Annotated in this window: 16 protein-coding genes; 6 read left to right on the plus strand and 10 right to left on the minus strand. The window is 64.2% G+C overall.

The window, feature by feature from the left end; translation table 11 throughout:
* Positions 1–93: 93 nt before the first annotated feature.
* The 7 genes from hisS to groES all read right to left on the minus strand — a co-directional run bounded on the left by hisS (position 94) and on the right by groES (position 6,843).
* Positions 94–1,674: a histidine--tRNA ligase gene (gene hisS, locus ACT6QU_RS13615; protein ID WP_444564886.1), complete on the minus strand. Its 1,581-nt coding sequence runs from the start codon at positions 1,672–1,674 to the stop codon at positions 94–96.
* Positions 1,675–1,998: 324 nt separating this feature from the next.
* Complete coding sequence (locus ACT6QU_RS13620; protein ID WP_444564887.1) at positions 1,999–2,379, minus strand: DoxX family protein; 381 nt, start codon at positions 2,377–2,379, stop codon at positions 1,999–2,001.
* A 150-nt stretch (positions 2,380–2,529) separates the two neighbouring features.
* Positions 2,530–3,921, minus strand: coding sequence for a class II fumarate hydratase (fumC, locus tag ACT6QU_RS13625; protein ID WP_444564888.1), 1,392 nt, complete (start codon positions 3,919–3,921; stop codon positions 2,530–2,532).
* Positions 3,922–3,968: 47 nt separating this feature from the next.
* Positions 3,969–4,406, minus strand: a complete 438-nt coding sequence (locus tag ACT6QU_RS13630; protein ID WP_444564889.1) for a YqaA family protein — start codon at positions 4,404–4,406, stop codon at positions 3,969–3,971.
* Between the two features lie 113 nt (positions 4,407–4,519).
* The gene (locus ACT6QU_RS13635) at positions 4,520–4,690 is read right to left on the minus strand and encodes a CsbD family protein (protein WP_444564890.1); all 171 of its coding nucleotides are present in this window, start codon (positions 4,688–4,690) and stop codon (positions 4,520–4,522) included.
* Between the two features lie 144 nt (positions 4,691–4,834).
* Positions 4,835–6,484, minus strand: coding sequence for a chaperonin GroEL (groL, locus tag ACT6QU_RS13640; RefSeq protein ID WP_444564891.1), 1,650 nt, complete (start codon positions 6,482–6,484; stop codon positions 4,835–4,837).
* A 62-nt stretch (positions 6,485–6,546) separates the two neighbouring features.
* On the minus strand, positions 6,547–6,843 hold the full coding sequence (groES, locus tag ACT6QU_RS13645; RefSeq protein WP_444564892.1) for a co-chaperone GroES: 297 nt from the start codon (positions 6,841–6,843) through the stop codon (positions 6,547–6,549).
* A 171-nt stretch (positions 6,844–7,014) separates the two neighbouring features.
* Between groES and ACT6QU_RS13650 the strand changes: the two genes are divergently transcribed.
* The 4 genes from ACT6QU_RS13650 (at position 7,015) to ACT6QU_RS13665 (ending at position 10,182) form a co-directional block, all read left to right on the plus strand.
* A complete protein-coding gene (locus ACT6QU_RS13650) occupies positions 7,015–7,374 on the plus strand; it encodes a hypothetical protein (RefSeq protein WP_444564893.1) in 360 nt (119 codons plus the stop codon).
* Positions 7,375–7,443: 69 nt separating this feature from the next.
* A complete protein-coding gene (locus tag ACT6QU_RS13655; RefSeq protein WP_444564894.1) occupies positions 7,444–8,295 on the plus strand; it encodes a TIGR01459 family HAD-type hydrolase in 852 nt (283 codons plus the stop codon).
* Between the two features lie 15 nt (positions 8,296–8,310).
* Complete coding sequence (locus ACT6QU_RS13660) at positions 8,311–9,303, plus strand: bifunctional riboflavin kinase/FAD synthetase (RefSeq protein WP_444564949.1); 993 nt, start codon at positions 8,311–8,313, stop codon at positions 9,301–9,303.
* Between the two features lie 78 nt (positions 9,304–9,381).
* Entirely contained in the window at positions 9,382–10,182 is an 801-nt protein-coding gene (locus ACT6QU_RS13665) for a MipA/OmpV family protein (protein ID WP_444564895.1), read from the plus strand.
* Here the strand turns inward: ACT6QU_RS13665 and vapC are convergent.
* Together vapC and ACT6QU_RS13675 are read right to left on the minus strand one after the other, a co-directional pair.
* On the minus strand, positions 10,177–10,569 hold the full coding sequence (vapC, locus tag ACT6QU_RS13670) for a type II toxin-antitoxin system VapC family toxin (protein ID WP_444564896.1): 393 nt from the start codon (positions 10,567–10,569) through the stop codon (positions 10,177–10,179). The two genes, ACT6QU_RS13665 and vapC, sit on opposite strands and share 6 nt — an antisense overlap.
* The gene (locus tag ACT6QU_RS13675) at positions 10,566–10,775 is read right to left on the minus strand and encodes a type II toxin-antitoxin system VapB family antitoxin (RefSeq protein ID WP_444564897.1); all 210 of its coding nucleotides are present in this window, start codon (positions 10,773–10,775) and stop codon (positions 10,566–10,568) included. The genes vapC and ACT6QU_RS13675 overlap by 4 nt, the downstream gene beginning before the upstream one ends.
* A 291-nt stretch (positions 10,776–11,066) precedes the next feature.
* Here ACT6QU_RS13675 and ileS point away from each other — a divergent pair, with 291 nt between their 5' ends.
* Together ileS and ACT6QU_RS13685 are read left to right on the plus strand one after the other, a co-directional pair.
* Positions 11,067–14,006, plus strand: a complete 2,940-nt coding sequence (gene ileS, locus ACT6QU_RS13680; protein ID WP_444564950.1) for an isoleucine--tRNA ligase — start codon at positions 11,067–11,069, stop codon at positions 14,004–14,006.
* 782 nt (positions 14,007–14,788) lie between these two features.
* Positions 14,789–15,433, plus strand: coding sequence for a hypothetical protein (locus ACT6QU_RS13685; protein ID WP_444564898.1), 645 nt, complete (start codon positions 14,789–14,791; stop codon positions 15,431–15,433).
* Positions 15,434–15,437: 4 nt separating this feature from the next.
* Here ACT6QU_RS13685 and ACT6QU_RS13690 read toward each other — a convergent pair whose 3' ends face one another.
* Positions 15,438–15,908 carry a nucleoside deaminase gene (locus tag ACT6QU_RS13690; RefSeq protein WP_444564899.1) on the minus strand — a complete coding sequence of 157 codons (471 nt, stop codon included), beginning with the start codon at positions 15,906–15,908 and terminating at the stop codon, positions 15,438–15,440.
* Between the last annotated feature and the right edge of the window lie 6 nt (positions 15,909–15,914).

Below are 15,914 nucleotides of genomic sequence, written 5' to 3' on the forward strand. Positions count from 1 at the left end.
GATCACGCGGTGTCGATGACGAGCCTAATCTCCCCACCCGCGAGGGAGATGCCCGGCAGGGCAGAGGGGGGCGCGACGAAACGAAAACCCTCGTCATTCCGCGCCGTCCCGATCCGCCTTCTGCGCCTCGAGCACCCGACGCACGGCCTCGATCAGCCCGCTCTCCGGCACGGAAAACTGCGCCGGGCGACTTTCGCGCCATTCGGTGTTGTCGGTGATGCCTTCGGCGGCCTTGGCGCCGGCGATCAGATCCTTGATCTGGACTTCGCCCGCCGCGCGCTCGTCGCCGCCCTGGATCACGACGCAGGGTGCGCCGCGCCGGTCGGCGTACTTCATCTGCGCCTTCATGCCCGCGCCGCCGAGATACATTTCGGAGCGGATGCCCGCCGCGCGCAGGTCTGCGACCATCTTCTGGTAGCGGCCGAGGGATTCAGTGTCCTTGTCCATGACGAGGACGACGACCGGCGCGAGAACGTTTGCGGTGTCAAGCTTGCCGAGATTCTTCAGCGCCGTGACAAGTCGCGAGACGCCGATGGAAAAGCCGGTCGCCGGAACCGGTTCGCCGCGAAAGCGCGAGACGAGGCCGTCATAACGTCCGCCGCCGGCGACGGAGCCGAAGCGTACGACCTGGCCGTCTTCGTTGGTGACGTCGAAGGTGAGTTCGGCTTCGTAGACGGGGCCGGTGTAGTATTCGAGGCCGCGGACGACGGAGGGGTCGATCTTGATGCGGTTCGATCCATATCCTGCTGCTTCGCAAAGTTCTGCAATTGTCAGCAGCTCTTGGGCTCCCTGCCGCGTTGTTTCGTTATGTGCAGCGCTCCACGTGATTTTTGCACTCGTAACGTTGTCGTAAAAGAGTGCTCCGTCGTTAGCGAATTCCATGTCGGAGAGATCTCGGTCGCCGGCGCTCTTTATATCGGACAGATCGTAAGCTTCGGCCGTTGCTGTCATGACGATGGATTGCTGCTCGTCAGTCAGCCCTGCGCCCTTCGTAAAATCACCGCTCTCATCCATGCGGCCTTTACCAAGCAGCGCACGAACCCCTTCAGGACCGAACTTGTCCAGCTTATCAATCGCGCGCAGCACGCCGAGCCTGCGTCCGGCATTCTCGTCGCCGCCGAGGCCGATTGCCTCCAGAACTCCGTCCAGCACCTTGCGGTTGTTCACCCGGATCACGTAGTCCCCGCGCTTGATGCCGACGGCTTCGAGCGTATCGGCCATCATCATCGCCATCTCGGCATCCGCCGCGACGCCCGGCGTGCCGACGATATCCGCGTCGAACTGCATGAATTGCCGGAACCGTCCCGGGCCGGGCTTTTCGTTGCGGAAGACCCAGCCGGAGCGGTAGGAGCGATAGGGTTTGGGCAGGCGCTCGAAGTTCTCGGCGACGAAGCGGGCGAGGGGGGCGGTGAGGTCGTAGCGCAGAGACAGCCACTGCTCGTCATCGTCCTGGAACGAGAAGACACCCTCGTTCGGGCGGTCCTGGTCGGGCAGGAATTTGCCGAGCGCGTCGGTATATTCGATCATCGGCTGCTCGACCGGATCGAAGCCGTAGAGCTCGTAGACCTCGCGGATTTTGGCGGTCATGGCGTCGACGGCGCGGATGTCGTCGGCATGGCGGTCGACGAAGCCTCGCGGAAGCCGCGCCTTCATTTTTTCCGCCTTGTCGACCATGTCTGAAATCCGCCTGCGATGATTGGAAAAGCGCCCGGAACGGGCGCGCCGTGTCGTAACCGATAGGAACGAAGGCGGCAAGTGTCGGGGAATGCTGGCCGACGGCAGCGCTCCCCCTCTCCGCCTCGCTGGCGCTCGGCACCTCTCCCCCAGAGGGGGCGAGGAAACGACGGCAGCGATGACGCTTTTTAGCCTGGTTTTCCTCGCCCCCATCGGGGGAGAGGTGGCTCGGGCGAAGCCCGAGACGGAGAGGGGGGCTTGCACCGCAAATGAAAAGGCGGGCCGGAGCCCGCCTTTGGCGACTGGAGATCGCTGTTTGAAAACTTACGCGCGGGCGGCGACGGAGACCGAGCCGGGACCCGAGACCGAGAGGGCGAGGAAGCCGCCGGCCATGGCGAGGTTCTTGAAGAAGTTGTTGAACTGGTTCTGGTCGGCGAAGTCCATGTGGCCGAGAAGGGCGGTGGCGACGCAGAAGAGCGCGAAGGCATAGGCGACATAGCGCGTCTTGAAGCCGACGACGATGGCGATGCCGCCGAGCACCTTGAGCGCGATGATGAGCCAGGTGACGAGCATCGGCGCGGGCAGGCCGAGCGAGCCCATATAGCCGGCAAAGCCGCCCGGCGCGGTGAGCATGCCGAAACCGGAAATGAGGAAGAGCGCAACCAGAAGGATGCGGGCGAAGAGAAGGACGGCGTCGTTGGTCATGGCGGTTTGAAACCCTTGGGAGGAGGAGTAGATGTCCCCTATCTACTTGCGCCCATGCAATTGTGCGAGCCGTCCCGCACGCGACACTACGTTCAGGATTGGTGAACGATGTGGGGGAGGGTGTTCACCGGTCAACAAGGGTTTTCCCGTTCACCCCGGGTGGATCATGTTCTCCGGCCGCACGATGCGGTCATAATCCTCAGCGGTGACATGCCCGCTAGCGATGGCTTCCTCGCGCAACGTCGAGCCGTTCTTGTGCGCGGTCTTGGCGATCTTCGCAGCGGCATCATATCCGATGGTCGGTGCGAGCGCTGTGACCAGCATCAGCGATTTCTGGACGAGCTCCGAGATGCGTTCCTCGTTCGCTTCGATGCCGGCGATGCAGTTGTCGGCGAAGGAGCGCGTGGCGTCGCCGGCAAGGCGGACGGACTGGAGGACGGCATTGGCGATGACGGGTTTGAAGACGTTGAGCTCGAAATGGCCCTGGCTGGCAGCCATGCCGACGATGGTCTGGTTGCCCATGATCTGCGTGGCGACCATGGTCAGCGCCTCGGCCTGGGTCGGGTTGACCTTGCCGGGCATGATCGAGGAGCCGGGCTCGTTTTCGGGCAGGAGGAGCTCGCCGAGACCGGAGCGCGGGCCGGAGCCGAGGAAGCGGATGTCGTTGGCGATCTTGAAGAGATCGGCGGCGAGGGCGGCGAGGCTGCCGTGGAAATGGACGGCCGCGCCGTGGCTCGCCAGCGCCTCGAACTTGTTTTCGGCCGTGCGGAAGGGCAGTCCGGTCAATTCGGCGACGCGGGCGGCAAAGCCCTGGTCGAAGCCGGCGGGCGCGTTGAGGCCGGTGCCGACGGCGGTGCCGCCCTGCGCCAGCGCGTGGACGTCGTGCAGGCTTTCCACGATCCGGCGCCGGCCGGCGACGAGGGCCGCGACATAGCCGGAAAATTCCTGGCCGAGGGTGAGCGGCGTGGCGTCCTGCGTGTGGGTGCGGCCGATCTTGATGATGTCGGCGAAGGCGGCGGCCTTTTCCTGCAGGGCGGAGATCAGGTGGTCGAGGCCGGGCAGGAGCGTCGCATGCGCCTCGCGCACGATCGCGATGTGGATCGCGGTCGGGAAGGTGTCGTTGGACGACTGGCTCATATTGACGTGGTCGTTGGGATGGATCGGCTTTTTCGAGCCCATCTGACCGCCCATCAACTCGATGGCGCGGTTGGCGATCACCTCATTGGCGTTCATGTTGGACTGCGTGCCCGAGCCGGTCTGCCAGACGACGAGCGGGAAATTGTCGTCGAGCCTGCCGTCGACGACCTCCTGCGCGGCCTCGACGATCTTCCCCGCGCGCTCCGCGTCGAGAATGCCGAGCGCGAGGTTCGTCTCGGCGGCAGCGCGCTTGACGAGGCCGAGCGCGTGGACGAGCGGCAGTGGCATCTTCTCGGTGCCGATGCGGAAATTCTCGATGGAGCGCTGCGTCTGCGCGCCCCAATAGCGGTCTGCGGGCACGTCGATTGCGCCAAACGTGTCGGTCTCGGAACGGGTTTCGGTCATTCAATGCTCCCTCGGTTGGTTGGCATATGGGGCATCGCAGGCGGAGTTCAAAGAAGCGAGGCGAGGCCGAGGACGAAGGCGTAGCGTGCGGTCTTGGCGAGGCCGACGATGACGAGGAAGACGAGCAAGGGGACGCGCAATATGCCGGCGACGACGGTCAGCGGATCGCCGATGATCGGGACCCAGGACAGGAACAGCGACCAGAGGCCATAGCGCGCATACCAACCTTCGGCGCGCGCGATCTGGGATGGGGAAGCCGGGAACCAGCGACGGTCGCGGAACCGGGTGACGAGGCGGCCGAGGAGCCAGTTGATGCAGGAGCCGAGCGTGTTGGCGAGGCTGGCGACGGCGAGGAGGGCGAGCGGATCGGCGGCGCGGGCGGCGTGCAGGCCGGCGAGCACGGCCTCCGACGTGCCGGGCAGGAGCGTGGCGGAGGTGAAGGCCGAGACGGCGAGCGCCCAAAGGGCGGCGAGTTCGCCGGTCATGCGGGGAGAAGGGATGCGGTCATGCCGCTTGGTGCCCCGCCGGGGCATGACTGGCAAGAGGGCTCGAAAAAGGGCGCCGCGGGGGCGCCCGTCAATTCGAATGCGGAGGCGTCTTACTTTGCGCGTTCGCGCGCGTTGCCGACTTCCTTCTGGACCTTGCCGGCGGTCTTCTCGGCCTTGCCCTTCATCTCGGTCTTCGTCGAGCCCGTCGCCTTGCCGGCGGCTTCCTTCACGGCGCCCGTGGTCTGCTTGGCGGCGCCCTTGACCTGATCCTTGTTCACCATCGTCATCTCCTTGGAAACACCGACGAATTGTCGGGCGCGAGAGGAACGCCGGTTGTGACCTTTGGTTGCAGGAATGCGCGATCACAAATGCGAAAAGGGCGCCCCGAGGGACGCCCTTTCCAATCAAGTAGGGAGGAGGACCTCCTAGAAGTCCATGCCGCCCATGCCGCCCATGCCACCGGGCATTCCGCCCGGCATGCCGCCGGCCGATTCCTTCTTCGGAGCCTCGGCGATCATCGCCTCGGTGGTCACGAGAAGGCCGGCAACCGAGGCTGCGTCCTGCAGAGCGGTGCGCACGACCTTGACCGGGTCGACGATGCCCATCTGGATCATGTCGCCATATTCGCCGGTCTGGGCGTTGTAGCCGTAGGTCTCCGAACCGTTGTCGAAGATCTTGCCTGCAACGATCGAGGCTTCCGCACCAGCGTTGGTCGCGATCTGGCGGGCCGGAGCCTGCAGTGCGCGGCGCACGATGTTGATGCCGGCTTCCTGATCGGCGTTCTCGCCCTTGGCGGTGATCAGCTTGGAAGCGCGCAGGAGGGCGGTGCCGCCGCCGGGAACGATGCCTTCTTCAACGGCCGCGCGGGTCGCGTTGAGGGCGTCGTCGACGCGGTCCTTCTTCTCCTTGACTTCGACTTCCGTCGAGCCACCGACGCGGATGACGGCGACGCCGCCGGCCAGCTTGGCAAGACGCTCCTGCAGCTTCTCGCGGTCGTAGTCCGAAGAGGTCTCTTCGATCTGCGCCTTGATCTGCGCGACGCGGCCTTCGATTTCCGACTTCTGGCCGGCACCGTCGACGATCGTCGTGTTTTCCTTGGTGATGGACACCTTCTTGGCGCGGCCGAGCATGTCGAGGCCGACATTCTCGAGCTTGATGCCGAGGTCTTCCGAGATCACCTGGCCGCCGGTGAGGACGGCGATGTCCTCGAGCATGGCCTTGCGACGGTCACCGAAGCCGGGAGCCTTGACGGCAGCGATCTTGAGGCCACCGCGCAGCTTGTTGACGACGAGCGTGGCGAGCGCCTCGCCTTCGACGTCTTCCGAGATGATGACGAGGGGCTTGGACGACTGGACGACGGCTTCAAGGACCGGCAGCAGCGCCTGTAGGTTCGACAGCTTCTTCTCGTGCAGGAGGATGTAGGCGTCCTCGAGCTCGGCGACCATCTTTTCCGGGTTGGTCACGAAGTAGGGCGACAGGTAGCCGCGGTCGAACTGCATGCCTTCGACGACTTCGAGTTCGGTCTCGGCGGTCTTGGCTTCCTCGACGGTGATGACGCCTTCGTTGCCGACCTTCTGCATGGCCTCGGCGATCATCTCGCCGATTTCCTTCTCGCCATTGGCGGAGATGGTGCCGACCTGGGCGACTTCAGCCGAGGTGTTGATCTTGGCGGCCGACGAAACGAGGTTCTTGACGACTTCCGAAACGGCCAGATCGATGCCGCGCTTCAGGTCCATCGGGTTCATGCCGGCGGCAACTGCCTTGGCGCCTTCCTGGACGATCGACTGGGCGAGAACGGTCGCGGTCGTGGTGCCGTCGCCGGCGATGTCGTTGGTCTTCGAGGCCACTTCGCGCACCATCTGGGCGCCCATGTTCTCGAACTTGTCCTCGAGCTCGATCTCCTTGGCGACGGTGACGCCGTCCTTGGTGATGCGCGGTGCGCCGAACGACTTGTCGATGACGACGTTGCGGCCCTTGGGGCCGAGCGTGACCTTCACCGCATTGGCGAGAATATCGACGCCGCGCAGCATGCGCTCGCGGGCGTCGCGGCCGAACTTAACTTCTTTTGAAGCCATTTGTCTTTGCTCCCGGGCTCAAGAGCCCTTTGAATGAGTGGATGGTTGGACGGGACCGGCTATCAGCCGATGATGCCCATGATGTCGGCTTCCTTCATGATCAGAAGGTCTTCGCCGTTGAGCTTGACTTCGGTGCCGGACCACTTGCCGAACAGCACGCGGTCGCCATGCTTGACGTCCAGCGGAACGAGTTTGCCGGCTTCGTCACGGGCGCCCGAGCCGACGGCGATGACTTCGCCTTCCTGCGGCTTTTCCTTGGCGGTGTCCGGGATGATGATGCCGCCCTTGGTCTTTTCCTCGGAATCGACCCGGCGGACAACCACGCGGTCGTGGAGCGGGCGGAACGTCGACTGTGTCATGTGACTTTGATCCTCGATACGGATGATGGTAGGGGTTCCCTCCGTCCGGAGAACCGGACTTCGTTAGCACTCCCATCAGGTGAGTGCCAACTGGCCGGTGAGATAGGCCCGCCGCAAACGGGAGTCAAGAAGCTGGCAACGCGAAGACGATCCTCCTTCGGCTTTTTCGGAATGTTCGGCCGCTCGTCCGACCTGCGCCAGCTCGACGCGGCGCTGCGCGGCGTCGACCTGCATCCCGCGCTGGTGCCCGAGGGCGTCAAGATGACCATCGTCAATCTGATGAAGGACCACGGCATCGACGAGATGCCCGAAGCCTATCCGGCCGTCGCGGAAATGTTCGGCTATTCGGTGATGGGCGCCAACGCGTTCGAGGCCGTGCATGGCGGCGAACGGCTGAAGGCGATCGAGGCGCGGGTGGAAAAGGCGCTGGAAGCGGGCGAGGGGATGGACGCGCAGCTTCTGCTGCTCGCGGTCCACGCAAAGCTGATCCAGCCCGAGATCGTGACACGTTACGGCATCGAGGCGACATGAAAGCGGATGACTCGAGGGCGGCGTTCCGCTAGATGCGGGACCATCTCCAATCGCGCTGACGAGCCTGAAATGCCCAATCTGATCGACACGCTGGACGACCTCGCCGACGGCTATTCCGTCATTTTGAGCGATGTCTGGGGCGTGGTCCACAATGGCGTCGACCCCTTTCCGGATGCCTGCGCGGCACTGAAGCGCGCGCGCCAGAAGGGCAAGATCGTCATCCTCATCACCAATTCGCCGCGCGTTCGCGACGACGTGGAAGACCAGCTCGCCGCGATCGGCGTGCCGCGCGACTGCTGGGACTATCTGGTGACCTCCGGCGACGTGACGCGCGATCTGATCGCTGAAGGCCCGCGCCGCATCTTCCATCTCGGCCTCGACCGCGACCTGTCGCTCTATGACGGGCTCGACGTCGAACTGGTCGAGGAGCAGGAGGCTTCCGGCGTCGTGTGCACCGGCATGTTCGACGACGAGAGCGAAACGCCCGAGGATTATGCGGAAATGCTGCGCCGTTTCCGCTCGCGCGACCTGCCTTTCATCTGCGCCAATCCCGACATCGTGGTGGAGCGCGGCGACAAGCTGGTCTGGTGCGCCGGCGCGCTCGCCCGCGACTACGCGCAGCTTGGCGGCCGCTCCTTCGTCGCCGGCAAGCCGCACCAGCCGATCTACGTCGCAGCGCTGATCCTCGCCGCGCAGGCGCTCGGCCGGCAGGTCAAGCCGCGCGACGTGCTGGCGATCGGCGACGGCGTGATGACCGACGTCAAGGGTGCGGTGTCGAACGACATCGACATATTGTTCGTCACCGCCGGCATCCACGCCCGCGAATACGATGCCGATGGCGCCCCGGATGTGGCGCGCCTCGCGACCTTCCTCGACAGCCACGGCTATGCGCCGGTGGCTTCTATCCCACGACTTCGTTAGGTGACCCTAGGCTCCATGCCCGGCGATTTCGCCCATATCTGCGGAAGCGATGCGCTGCCTGAACGCCTGCGCGGCGCCGTCGTCGCGATCGGCAATTTCGACGGTGTCCATCGCGGCCACCGCGCGGTGCTCGACCGGGCGCAGGAGGAAGCGCGGCGGCTTGGCGCGCCGGCGCTGGTGCTGACCTTTGACCCGCATCCACGCACGCTCTTCCGTCCCGACATCCCTCTCTTTCGCCTGACCTCGTCGGCGATGAAGGCGCGCCTTCTGGCAGCCTGCGGCTTCGACGGCATGGTCGAGCAGCGTTTCGACAGGGATTTGGCGGAGTTGTCCGCCGAAGAATTCGTCGCGACGATCCTCGTGGGACGGCTCGGCATCGCCCATGCGGTGACCGGCTTCGACTTTCATTTCGGCAAGAACCGAGGCGGCGGTCCTGCATACCTGATGGAGGCGGGCGGACGCCACGGCTTCGGCGTGACGCTGGTCGACGCCTTTCGCGACGAGGGGGCGGAGATCGTCTCGTCGAGCCGCATCCGCGAATTGCTGGCCGAGGGCGAGGTGGCGGAGGCGGCCGGGCTGCTCGGCTACCGCTTCGCGGTGGAGGCGGAAGTCGTCGGCGGCGAGAAGCTCGGCCGCACGCTCGGCTACCCGACCGCGAACATGGTGCTTTCGCCGGATGTGCATCTGGCCCACGGCATCTACGCGGTGCGAATGAAGCGTGCAGACGGCGCGCTCCATGATGGCGTTGCGAGCTTCGGCCGGCGGCCGACCGTTGCCGAGAACGGCGCGCCGCTGCTCGAGACGTTTCTGTTCGATTTTTCCGGCGATCTTTACGGCGAGACTTGCCAGGTCGGCTTCTTCGCCCGGTTGCGCGGCGAGGAGAAGTTCGACGGGCTCGACGCGCTGACCGCGCAGATGAAGCGCGACGAGGCGGAGGCGCGCGCCGTGATGGAAAAGGCACAGCCCGTGGGTGAACTCGACGCCGCGCTCCACTTCGCCGCGCTCTAAACATTTGTTTACTTGAGAAGGTGCTTCGTAGCGGGCATGGGCGATTGTGCGCGTGACGCGTGTGTCGAGGAGATGAGAATGTCGAAATTTGCAGTTGCCGGTGCCGTTCTTTGCTTCTCGACCATGCTGGCGACGCCGTCGCTCGCGCAGCCGGGCTGGTTTTCCGGCGACTGGAGCCTGACGCTCGGCGTCGCCGCGCTGTCGATTCCCGAATATGAAGGCGACGACAAGTATCGCTTCGTCGCGCAGCCCATCGTCTCGTTCGGCCGTCAGGGCACCGAGCGGCGCTTTTCCTCGCGCAACGACAACATCTCCATAGGCCTGATCGACACCGGCACCTTCCGCGCCGGCCCGACCGGCAAGCTCGTCTTCGAGCGCGATGGCGGCGATTCGGACGATCTCGTCGGCCTCGACCCGATCCGCTTCGGAGTGGAACTGGGCGGTTTCGCGGAAGTTTATCCGACCGACTGGCTGCGCGTGCGCGGCGAAGTGCGCCACGGCATCCGCGCGCATGACGGCCTGGTCGCGGACCTTTCCGCCGACGCCTTCATGAACCTCTCGCCCACCGTCCAGATTTCGGCCGGCCCACGCGTCTCGATGGCCTCGAGCGACTATTTCGACGCCTATTACGGCGTCTCGGCAACCGAGTCTCTGGCCTCGGGCCTCGCCCCCTACACGCCCGAAGGCGGGTTCCGCTCGGTCGGCGTCGGCGCCGCGATCAAGTGGGACGTGACGGACAAGGTCGAAACGAGCCTCTTCGGTGAGTATTCCCGGTTGGTTGGTCCGGCGGCCGATTCGAGCCTCGTGCGCGAGCGCGGCGACGAGAACCAGTTCATGATCGGCGTGTCGGCGACGTATCGCTTCGATTTTTCGCTATAGGGCGAGTTGCAGGCCGAGATGTTCGGCAAAGGGGCGAAAGTCGCGATCCTGATGGAGCAACTGGTGTCCGTTCTGGATGCAGTAGGTCGCAATCAGGACGTCGACCGATCGGCGAACTGTGACTCCAAGGCCTCGCAGATGACGATAGTTGGCGGCAGCGAGTGAGGCTGTGCGGTCGTCGAGCATGGTCGTAAACTGGAAACGACGCAGATTTCGTTCGATACGCTGGGCATGACCATCGTCACGTGCGCCTTGGAGCACTTCGAACAGAACCAGGTCGCCGACGATGATGGAACCTGCATCGTCGATCTTGTCGAGCCTGTTCACCGCTTCGGTGGATTGGTTGCGTAGTTGCCCGATCCAGACGGAGCTATCGACGACGATCATCGACCGCCATGCGTCCAGCCTTCGCGCATCGCATCGAGGTCGCCTTCCCACCCGAGGCCCTTGAGGTCCTTGAGTGCCTGTCGTCGGCCATGATTCAAGACGATCTGACGCAAGGCTTCTTCGACGGTCGCCTTCTTGGTGGTGAGGCCAGTGGCTTCCATGGCCTGCTTCATCAATTCGTCGTCGAGTTCGATATTGGTTCGCATGTCGCGCTCCATGTGTATATTCTGATCTAAGTATACACATTCAGGCTCCCATCATCAACCACAGGAAACCCCTTTATTCCCGTCCGCGCCTCCGCTAAAAGCGCCCGATGTCTGACTTGCCGACCATGATCGCGCGGACGATACGAATTATTGGCCCGGCTGTCCGGGTGGCCTGATGGCTGCCGGACGGTCCGGGTTGCTGCCGTTTGCCGCGCCGCCCTCTTCGCGCGCGCTCCCCTTACCGACATTGATTGACGCGCGAACCTTGCCGTTCGCCACAGGGCCATGACGATGACCGACGCTGCCGAGAAGATCGACTATTCGAAGACGCTTTACCTGCCGCAGACGGAGTTTCCGATGCGCGCGGGCCTGCCCGAGAAGGAGCCGCAGATCGTGGCGCGGTGGCAGGAGATGGGGCTCTACAAGAAGCTGCGGAAGGAGGCCGAGGGCCGTCCGCTCTTCGTGCTGCATGACGGCCCACCCTATGCAAACGGCAACATCCATATCGGTCATGCGCTGAACAAGATCCTGAAGGACGTCATCACGCGCTCGTTCCAGATGCGCGGCTACGATTCCAACTACGTGCCGGGCTGGGATTGCCACGGCCTGCCGATCGAGTGGAAGATCGAGGAGCAATATCGCGCCAAGGGGCTCGACAAGGATCAGGTGCCGGTCAACGACTTCCGCCGCGAGTGCCGCGAATTCGCGCAGAAATGGATCGACGTGCAGGCCGAGGAGTTCAAGCGCCTCGGCGTCGAGGGCGATTTCGACAATCCCTACACGACGATGAATTTCCACGCCGAGGCGCGGATCGCCGGGGAACTCTTGAAGTTCGCAAGCTCGGGCCAGCTTTATCGCGGATCGAAGCCGGTGATGTGGAGCGTGGTCGAGCGCACCGCGCTGGCGGAGGCCGAGGTCGAGTATCAGGATTACGAGAGCGACACGGTTTGGGTGAAGTTTCCGGTTCGCTCAGCACATCACGATCCCGATGATCGGGCGATCCGAGACCTTATGAATGCCCATGTCGTTATCTGGACAACAACGCCCTGGACAATTCCTGGAAATCGGGCAGTCGCCTATTCGCCGCGTATTGCTTACGGCCTTTACGAGGTTATTTCTGCCGAAAACGATTTCGGACCAAGGCCGGGCGAGAAGCTCATTTTTGCCGATGCGCTCGCCGAAGAGTCATTTTCCAAAGCTAAGTTGGCTTTCAAACGACTTCGCGCTTTGGCACCTGAGGAAATGTTTCCTCTGACGTTGTCGCATCCGCTCAAAGGCCTCGGTGGCGGCTATGACTTCGTCGTGCCGATGCTCGCAGGCGATCACGTCACCGATGACGCGGGCACAGGCTTCGTTCACACCGCGCCGGGCCATGGCCGCGAGGATTTTGACGCGTGGATGGATGGCGCGCGCGATCTGGAAGCGCGGGGCATCCCGACGAAAATCCCCTTCACCGTCGACGACGCCGGCTTCTTTACCAAGGACGCGCCGGGCTTCGGGCCTGATCGCGAGGGTGGTGCGGCGCGCGTCATCGACGACAACGGCAAAAAGGGCGACGCCAACAAGGCCGTCATCGAGGCGTTGATCGGTGCGAACGCGCTGTTTGCGCGCGGGCGGCTGAAGCACTCCTATCCGCATTCCTGGCGGTCGAAGAAGCCGGTGATCTTCCGCAACACGCCGCAATGGTTCGTCCATATGGACATGGAACTGGGCGACGGCACCACACTTCGCTCGCGCGCGCTGAAGGCCATCGACGACACTCGTTTCGTGCCTGCCGCCGGCCAGACGCGCCTGCGCGCTATGATCGAAGACCGGCCTGACTGGGTGCTGTCCCGTCAGCGTGCCTGGGGCGTGCCGATCTGCGTCTTTGCCGACGAGAATGGCGAGGTGCTGATCGACGAGGACGTCAACAAGCGCATCCTCGACGCATTCGAGGCCGAGGGCGCCGATGCCTGGTTCGCGGCCGGAGCGCGCGAGCGCTTCCTTGGGGCCAAGGCGAATGAGCCGTGGACGATGGTCACCGACATTCTCGACGTCTGGTTCGATTCCGGCTCGACCCATACCTTCACGCTGGAGGATCGCCCGGACCTGAAATGGCCGGCCGACGTCTATCTGGAAGGCTCCGACCAGCATCGCGGCTGGTTCCATTCCTCGCTTCTGGAAAGCTGCGGAACGCGTGGTCGTGCGCCCTACGACACCGTCGTCACCCATGGATTCACCATGGACGAAGACGGCCGCAAGATGTCGAAATCATTGGGCAATACCGTCACGCCGCAGGACGTGATGGGCAAGTCCGGTGCCGATATTCTGCGCCTGTGGGTCATGACGACCGATTATTGGGAAGACCAGCGGCTCGGCAAGAACGTGCTGCAGACCAATATCGACGCCTACCGCAAGCTGCGGAACACGATCCGCTGGATGCTCGGCACGCTCGCCCATGACGAGGGCGAGGAGGTCGCGTTCGCCGATATGCCCGAACTCGAGCGGCTGATGCTGCACCGGATTGCCGAACTCGACGAGGTGGTGCGCAAGGGCTACGACGCGTTCGACTTCAAGCGCGTCACCCGCGCGCTGATCGACTTCATGGTCGTCGAGCTGTCGGCCTTCTACTTCGACATCCGCAAAGACACGCTCTATTGCGACGCGCCCTCGAGCACGCGGCGCAAGGCGGCGATCGTGGTGGTGCGCAAGTTGTTCGACAATCTGGTGAAATGGCTCGCGCCGATGCTGCCGTTTACCTGCGAGGAAGCCTGGCTGGAGCGCTATCCGAATGCGGTGTCGGTGCATCTTGCGCAGTTCGACGCGGTGCCAGCCGAGTGGCGCGATGCGGCGCTGGCGGAGAAGTGGCGCAAGGTTCGTCAGGTCCGCCGCGTCGTCACTGGCGCGCTGGAAATCGAGCGCAAGAACAAGACGATCGGTTCCTCGCTCGAGGCGGCACCGGTCGTCTACGTCGCCGATGCGGATTTGCTGGCGGCGATCGCAGATCGCGACATGGCCGAAATCTCGATCACCAGCGGCATCGAGATCGTCGAGGGCACGGCGCCGGATGGCGCGTTCATACTGGACGACGTCAAGGGCGTCGGCGTCGTGTTCAATCGTGCGTCGGGCGAGAAATGCGCGCGCTCCTGGCGCTTCACCGACGATGTCGGGCAGGACGCCGACTTCCCTGACGTATCCGCACGCGATGCGGCGGCGCTTCAGGAGTTGCGCCGGCTCGGTCGTCTGGGTTGATGGCAGGGCGCAGTGGCGCTATATTCGGTTTTGGAGTGAAGACCCGGCTGCAACCGGGCCTCCGTTTCTTGGCTATACGAAGATGACCCGGACGCGCAAACGCCAGCCCGTCCGGGTTTTTCGTATCTCCAAGGTCACGACGATTGGTATCATCGTAAACCTCCACGCTGAAGGCAAAGCCGTTGCCACGGCCGGGTTGGCTCATCCTCCCGGTCGCGCCGGCTGGCTCGACGCTGCTGCTTCTGCCCCCAACGAGTTGATTTTAGACGTAGATTTTCGAACCGCAAGGACGGGAATTACGCTTGCTCGCCGGCTGGCTTGATGGCTGGGCGCTGCGGCGCTATATTCGGTTCTGGAGTGGAGACCCGGCGGTAACCGGGCCTCCGTTTCGCCTTAGATAATGAGATTGACCCGGAGGTGCAGTGACCAGCCCCTCCGGGTTTTATTCATTCTAAAGCTGACACTCAGCGGCAAGAACCACATCGCGTCACTCCGTGTTGAAAGCAAAGCCGTTGCCACGGCCGGGTCGGCTCATCCTCCCGGTCGCGCCGGCTGGCGCGGCGCTGCTGCTTTTGCCCCCAACGATTTGAATGTAGACCGCATTCCGTTCCTGCAACAAGCGGTTGCGCTGGTGACGGCGAAGTGTGTTGGCAAGGGCCTGGCTGCCGTTGCGCGGGCAGGCGGGTCATGCGATACAGGCACCCCGAGATTGGACGCCTTGTTGTCGCCGCGTTTGCGGGCGAAGGCGCGCTGGGGCTGCAGCCACGACGGAAGAGGGTATGATGAGCAATGCAAGACTGACGGCGAACCGGATGCTGCCGGCCGGACTGGCCCTTGCTTCCGCCTTGACGCTGGCCGGCTGCATGGGGCCGACCTATGGCACCGGCACACCTTCGGACCAGCAGCTTCTCGAGGACGTCACCGGCATCCTTTCGCTGGCGCCCGAACAGCGCGAGCCGATCAACTACCAGCCGCGCGGCGATCTCGTGCGCCCGGCTTCGACGGCGGTCCTGCCCCAGCCGCAGCAGAGCGCGGCGAGCGGCCAGGCATGGCCGGAATCGCCCGAGGCGCGGCTTGCCCGCGTTCGCGAGGAGGCGACGCTCAACCAGGACGACAATTCGTACAGTTCCGGCCTGCGCGGAGCGCGGATGGCCGGTGGCACGACAGACTGGGACAGTTCGAAGGGCATCGCGATGAACGACGTCGATCGCGTCAACCAGCGTGAGGAGTTCAACCGCCGGCTCGCCCAGTCGCAGTCCCGCGATCCGAACCAGCGGCGCTTCCTGTCCGAGCCGCCGACGCAGTATCGCCAGCCGGCGCAGACCGCACCCGTCGGCGATGTGGGCGAAGACGAATGGCGCAAGGAACGCGCTGCCCGGCAGGCGCAGGGCAAGGTGACCTGGCGCGACATGATCCCAGGCCTTTAATCGGCTAATTGCGCTGCGACCTGAAAAAGGCGCGCAGCAGCGTTGCGGATTTCTGTTCCGAAAAGCCCGAATAGGTTTCGGGCGCGTGGTGACAGGTGGGTGAGGAATAAAAGCGCGGCCCGTTGACGACGGCGCCGCCTTTTTCGTCTTCCGCGCCGAAATAGAGCCGCCGGATGCGCGCGAAGGAAATCGCCGCTGCGCACATGGCGCATGGCTCCAGCGTGACGTAGAGATCGAGCCCGGTAAGGCGTTCCTGGCCGAGCGCGGCGCAGGCTTCGCGGATGGCGAGCATCTCGGCATGGGCGGTCGGATCGTTGAGCTCGCGGGTGCGGTTGCCGGCGCGTGCCACGACCTCGCCGTCACGGACGATGACGGCGCCGACCGGCACTTCGCCGCGCGTGGCGGCGGCCTCGGCCTCGCCGAAGGCCAGCGCCATGAAGTCCGGCCGCGCCGATTGGGACTGATTCTGAGACATTTCACT

The organism is Aliihoeflea sp., from assembly GCF_052435475.1.
GTDB lineage: Bacteria > Pseudomonadota > Alphaproteobacteria > Rhizobiales > Rhizobiaceae > Aliihoeflea.